Consider the following 5,690-nt stretch of genomic DNA (forward strand, 5'->3'; position numbering starts at 1 on the left):
AACGTTTACTAAATTGTGAAGCTTTACGAGCTTTTTTCAAGCCTGGTTTCTTACGTTCTACCATGCGGGCATCACGAGTAAGAAGGCCTGCGCGTTTCAATGAATCGCGGAAGTCTGGGTCTACTTGAAGAAGGGCACGAGCGATACCGTGACGGATAGCTCCTGATTGACCAGCGTAGCCACCACCATCAACGTTTACGAAAACGTCGTATTGACCAACAGTTGAAGTAACTGCAAATGGTTGGTTGATAACCAAACGAAGGTCAGCGTGTGGGATGTACTCTTCAACATCTTTTTTGTTTACAGTGATTTTACCAGTTCCTGGAACAAGGCGAACGCGTGCAACAGCGTTTTTACGACGTCCAGTACCTGCATATTGTGCTTGTGACATACTTTATTGTTCCTTTCCTTAGATAAGTCCTGAAATATCAAGAACTTCTGGTTGTTGTGCAGCGTGAGTGTGCTCAGCTCCAACAAATACTTTCAACTTCATACCTTGAGCGCGTCCAAGAGTATTGTGTGGAAGCATACCTTTAACTGATTTCTCGATCAAACGTACTGCATTTTTAGAACGAAGTTCACCAGCAGAGATTTGTTTCAATCCACCTGGGTGGTTTGAGTGAGTGTAGTAGATCTTATCAGTTGCTTTTTTACCAGTCAATTTAACTTTTTCAGCATTGATAACGATTACGAAGTCACCTGTATCAGTGTGTGGTGTGAATGTTGGTTTGTTTTTTCCACGAAGTATGCTTGCTACAACAGCAGAAAGGCGTCCAAGAGGTACATCAGTAGCGTCCACTACATACCATTTGCGTTCAACTTCACCTGGCTTAGCCATGTATGTTGTTTTGTTCATGATTTCTCCTATGAATATCGTTTTTGTTTACAGGGCGGATGTTCCGGTCCGCGAGTTATTTGAAAGGTTCCGGGGCCTCACAAATGGGGTAAACAATACCGCCTACTATCATATCAAAAATAGTAGGCAAAAGCAATAGATTTGAAGCAATTATTTATGAAATAGCGATTTCATGTTTTCTTAGTCTTGAATGTCTTGGGCAATACTGAAGAGTCCCAAAGTTCCAGGACCGGTATGGGTAGAAATGACAGGTCCCAGAGGCATGAGGAGAACTTCCTCCACTTGGTCGCTTTCCAGCAGCTGAGCTTTCAGACTCTCTGCCACTTCTTCAGCCCCTGCATAGGCGATGACCACCCGCGGGTCAGCAACTCCCTCCAGAGTCATGCGGACTACTTCTGCCTGTGCCTTCTTCTTGCCGCGAACTTTAGCGACAGAGTCCAGAGTCCCATCTCCCTTGACAGCGATAATCGGCTTGATACTGACCAAACTCCCCATAAGCGCAGCAGTTTTGGAAATCCGACCGCCCCGCATGAGGTGATTGAGGTCATCAACCAGAAAATATGTCTTGACCTTAGGCACCAAGCTCTCAATCAAGTCTGCTGTCTGCTCCAAGGTCTGGCCTGCAGCTCTAGCTTCTGCCGCCTTCATGACTAAAAGTCCTTCACCCATAGAAGCCGCCTTGGTATCAATGATGCGAATCAGTGCATTTGGAAAATCTTCCAAGACTATCTCTCTTGCCATGACAGCACTCTGATAAGTACCTGATAGGGCCGAAGCAAAGGCTACATAGAGAACTGGCTTCCCTTCCTTGGCATAGGTTCGAAAGACATCTTCAAACTGGCCGACATTGATCTGGCTGGTAGTTGGCTTGCTGCCGGACTCCATCTTATCCAGAAGTTCTTGGCTGGTCAGCTTGCCTGCGCCAACTGTCTCATAAGTTTGGCCATCTAGCTGAATGGTCAGGCCCAGGACCTGCACATCATTTTCCTGAGTCCAGTTTTCTGGCAGGTCTGCTGTTGAATCGGTTAAAATTTTAAAGATCATCTTTTTTCTCCATCATTTTTTGTAAATCGCGCAAGGATTGGCTGTCCATCGGTCGCATGGGCGGTCTTTGCAGGTTGATTTGTCCGCTCAGCTTATTGAGGTCTGATTTGGTAACAGCTACTCGTTTCTCTAGCTCTCTAGCGGACACTCTCAAAGCCCCTTGGGCAAAGACAGTCCACTGCTCATTGAGATCGCTAGTCGCAACCGACACTTGATTTTTGGGTGTGTTGAGCTCAGCTGCCAAGCGCTCGATATAGTCATCTGCCGTTTCCTCCTCCTCAGTGAAAACGACTGTCACATTAAACTCTTCATAGGTCTGCCGCACTCCCGGCATATACTGGGCATCAAAGACGCAGACTACTTCTAGTCCTTCAAAGCTGGCATAATTGCTGAGTTTCTGGAGCAAAATCGTTCGTGCAGCATCTAACTCTCCGCGGTTAAAGTAAGGACGAGTCTCCCGCCAAAAGGCTGTCATATTGTAGCCGTCCACCAGTAAGATTTTTCTTTTCATAGGCGATTGCGAAAGACTTCATACATGAGAATAGCCGCTGCGACACTGGCATTGAGGCTCTGGACATGCCCATTCATGGGAATGGAAATCATCTCGTCCACCTGCTTTTTGATATTACTTGAGATCCCCTTACCTTCGTTACCGATGACGAGGGCCAGCTTGCCTGCTGTATTCCACTTATGAGAAGGCGTCCCCTGCATATCTGTACCGAAAATCCAGAAACCAGCTTCCTTGAGCTTGTCCAGAGTCTGGCTGAGATTGGTCACACGGGCAATGAGAATATGCTCAATAGCGCCAGTTGAGGTCTTGGCTACGACTGGTGTCACACCGACTGCCCGGTGCTTGGGAATGATGACTCCCGCTACATTGGTCGCGTCAGCCGTCCGCAAGATAGAACCCAGATTATGCGGGTCAGTCAGCCCGTCCAAAATCAGCAAGAGAGGATTGTCTTCTTGCTCTGCTTTTTTCAACAGCACCTCGAAGTCAGTATAGGCGAACTCCGCCACCCGCAGGACAAAGCCCTGGTGAACAGCTTCGTCAGTCATTTCCTGCAGGGTCTTCTTAGGCGTCCATGAGATGGAGACCTTTTTTTCCGCTGCTAAATCTTTGATTTTATCGACCTTTTTACCACGCAGATCGTCTTGAATGTAGAGTTTATTTCCAGTGTTAGCCGCGAGAGCCTCTGTCACCGCATGCACACCGTAGACAATATCGTTTTTTTCCATAGGACTAGTATAACACAAAGGCGAAAAAATGGCGGCAGGATTTACTCGGGCGAGACAGAATTCTGCTCTGATAAAAAGCAATCAGCAGCTTCCAAGATTCCCCGCCAGTCATGCTATAATAGAAAGAAGTCTAAAAAAGGAAACTCTTACTCATGTCTCTCCTCCAACGCACCATCAAGCTAGTACTAGCTACTTATCTCGCTGCTTGGCTGGCTGACTTTTTAGGTCTGGCCTACTCAACTTCAGCTGGAATTATTGCCATCCTCAGCGTGACCAATACCCGCCGCAGCACTGCTAAGCTAGCTGGTAATCGCTTTTTATCTACCCTGCTGGCTCTGGCTATCGGAAGCCTGTCTTTTCACTTTCTAGGTTTTCATCTCGGAGCATTGGCCATCTATATCGCGATCTATGTGCCTGTAGCCTTTCGACTTGGCTGGGAAATTGGTATTACACCCAGCACCGTCCTGGTCACCCATCTGCTCTTAGAAAAATCCACCTCTTGGTCTCTGCTTGGAAATGAGCTAGCTTTATTTCTCATTGGAACTGGCTTTGCTCTGCTAGCTAATCTCTATATGCCCTCGCGCCAGCAAGAGATTGACAGCTACCACGAGCAAGTAGAGGAACAGCTGAAAAAGATTTTGCTGCGCTTTGAATATTTCTTAAAATCTGGAGATGGTCGAAATGATGCAGCTCTGATCAAGGAGCTGGATACCATTCTGCAGCAGGCCTTGCAGCTGGTCTATCTGGACCACTCCAACCACCTCTTTCACCAGACCAACTACCATATCCACTATTTTGAAATGCGAAGAGCTCAGAATCGTATCTTGCTGGATATGGCCGGTAATATCAATACCTGCCGCCTAGCAGCTAGCGAAAGCTTGATTTTAGCCCGCCTCTTCTCCCAGACCGCTAAGCAACTGAGCCAAAAAAATCCCGCCCTAGACCTCTTGGACGAGATTGACAACTATTTGACCGTATTTCGTGAGAGGCCTCTTCCTAAGACCCGCCAAGAATTTGAAACCCGCGCCATGCTCCTGCAGCTCCTGCGAGACTTGGAAAACTTTATTAGAATTAAGGTGGAATTTTACGAGAATTATAAAGAAGAAAACTAGCCCTAGGCACTGGACTCCAATACTAACAAAACCATACATATCTTTGGCACCATATTCGCTCAAATGCTGAGTTTCACTCACCAAACCATTGGCATCAAACACCAATGTATTTCCAGTACCACTTTTCCAAGTACCTGCAATACTAGAGTAGTCTCCATTTTTTATCTCTTCTTCATTCATGGAAGATCCAGAACTTTCTGCTGCTGGCTCACTTGTATCTTCTGAACTGGGCACCTCTATGCTGCTAGAAGAAGTTTCCTGAAGGCTGGCTTGCTCTGAATCCTGGCTACTGCTAGACGCCTTAGACGAAGTTGTATTAGCACTACTGGTCTTTCCAGAAGAAGTCTCGATTTGTTTGTTATTTCTGTTGCTATACGCCCATAGCAGAAGCAAAACCAAGGCTATTACCGATATAACCAAATATTTTTTCACGATATTCTCCTTAACTAGTTTCTATTATTATAGCAAATACAGACACTAAAGAAAAGAGCTGCCGCAGCAACTCTGTTTTAGATATCTTCAATTTATCTAGTTTGTAAACGGAGCTAGAAAATCTTTTTTTATTTGCTTTCCTCCACCCGTTGAATACACCAGTCAATCAGCTCTTCCAGTCGCTCAATGGCTTCGGTCATATGCAAGTAGCCCATGACTGCCTCAAAGCCGGTAGACATACGGTAGGTGACGATGTCCGTATTCTTAGCCTTGGTATGGCTGTTGGCATTGCGGCCGCGCTTGTAGATATCCTCTTCCTTCTCCGTCAGAATCCCTTCTTCCAGCATGAGAGAAATGAGGTTGGCCTGAGCCTTGGCAGAAACATACTTAGTCGCTTCCCTATGCAGCTGATTGGGCTTGGTCAGACCTTGAAAAATCAGGTGACGCCGGATATACATGGAGTAGACAGCATCTCCCTCAAAGGCGAGGGCAATACCGTTAATCAGGTTGACATCAGTCACGTGTCCACCTCACTCCGTCCTTAGTATCCAAGAGCTTGATGCCCTGAGCGGCCAATTCATCCCGAATACGGTCTGCAGTCGCAAAGTCCCGATTAGCCCGCGCTGCTTGGCGTTCCTCAATCAAGCGCTCAATGTCCGCATCCAAAACTTCTTCTACAAAGACGATACCAAAAACTTCTAAGAGCTTGGCCAAGGCTGCCTTGACTTCAGCGGTGTAATTGCCAGAGTTAATCCACTTGGCTAACTCGAAGACAACCGTGATACCATTGGCCGCATTGAAATCTTCGTCCATTGCAGCTGTGAACTTGTCCAGAAAGGCCTGAATCTGAGCAGAGTCTGCCTGACCCGTGAAAGGCTGCTCATAGGTATTCTTCAAATATTTGAGATTGGTCGCTGCATCATGAACAGCTTTTTCCGTGAAATTAATAGGCTTACGATAATGCTGGGTAGCAAAGAAGAAACGCAGCACCTGACCATCAATGGTCTTGA

Annotated in this window: 8 protein-coding genes and 1 pseudogene; 1 reads left to right on the top strand and 8 read right to left on the bottom strand. The window is 46.6% G+C overall.

Features of this window, described 5'->3' with window-relative positions; translation table 11 throughout:
- From rpsI to rlmB, 5 genes are all read right to left on the bottom strand, one after another.
- On the bottom strand, positions 1–391 hold a 391-nt coding region (gene rpsI / locus RWS24_RS10475; protein WP_002902303.1), incomplete at its 3' end, for a 30S ribosomal protein S9.
- Between the two features lie 18 nt (positions 392–409).
- On the bottom strand, positions 410–856 hold the full coding sequence (rplM, locus tag RWS24_RS10480; protein ID WP_314367336.1) for a 50S ribosomal protein L13: 447 nt from the start codon (positions 854–856) through the stop codon (positions 410–412).
- Between the two features lie 180 nt (positions 857–1,036).
- Positions 1,037–1,900, bottom strand: a complete 864-nt coding sequence (locus RWS24_RS10485) for a DegV family protein (RefSeq protein WP_002920218.1) — start codon at positions 1,898–1,900, stop codon at positions 1,037–1,039.
- A complete protein-coding gene (locus tag RWS24_RS10490) occupies positions 1,890–2,411 on the bottom strand; it encodes an NYN domain-containing protein (RefSeq protein WP_002920219.1) in 522 nt (173 codons plus the stop codon). Before RWS24_RS10490 ends, RWS24_RS10485 begins: the two co-directional genes overlap by 11 nt.
- Positions 2,408–3,136: a 23S rRNA (guanosine(2251)-2'-O)-methyltransferase RlmB gene (gene rlmB / locus RWS24_RS10495; protein ID WP_049543750.1), complete on the bottom strand. Its 729-nt coding sequence runs from the start codon at positions 3,134–3,136 to the stop codon at positions 2,408–2,410. Before rlmB ends, RWS24_RS10490 begins: the two co-directional genes overlap by 4 nt.
- A gap of 152 nt (positions 3,137–3,288) precedes the next feature.
- Here rlmB and RWS24_RS10500 point away from each other — a divergent pair, with 152 nt between their 5' ends.
- Complete coding sequence (locus RWS24_RS10500; RefSeq protein ID WP_314367343.1) at positions 3,289–4,248, top strand: aromatic acid exporter family protein; 960 nt, start codon at positions 3,289–3,291, stop codon at positions 4,246–4,248.
- Positions 4,249–4,344: 96 nt separating this feature from the next.
- On the opposite strand, the pseudogene RWS24_RS10505 reads toward RWS24_RS10500, so the two are convergent.
- From RWS24_RS10505 to RWS24_RS10515, 3 genes and pseudogenes are all read right to left on the bottom strand, one after another.
- Positions 4,345–4,428, bottom strand: a pseudogene (locus RWS24_RS10505) (DUF6287 domain-containing protein); the annotation flags it as partial.
- 380 nt (positions 4,429–4,808) lie between these two features.
- Positions 4,809–5,201 carry a Mini-ribonuclease 3 gene (locus RWS24_RS10510; protein ID WP_004185361.1) on the bottom strand — a complete coding sequence of 131 codons (393 nt, stop codon included), beginning with the start codon at positions 5,199–5,201 and terminating at the stop codon, positions 4,809–4,811.
- On the bottom strand, positions 5,194–5,690 hold a 497-nt coding region (locus tag RWS24_RS10515), incomplete at its 5' end, for a DALR domain-containing protein (protein WP_314367346.1). The genes RWS24_RS10510 and RWS24_RS10515, both read right to left, overlap by 8 nt.

The sequence above is a fragment of the uncultured Streptococcus sp. genome (assembly GCF_963528215.1).
GTDB lineage: Bacteria > Bacillota > Bacilli > Lactobacillales > Streptococcaceae > Streptococcus.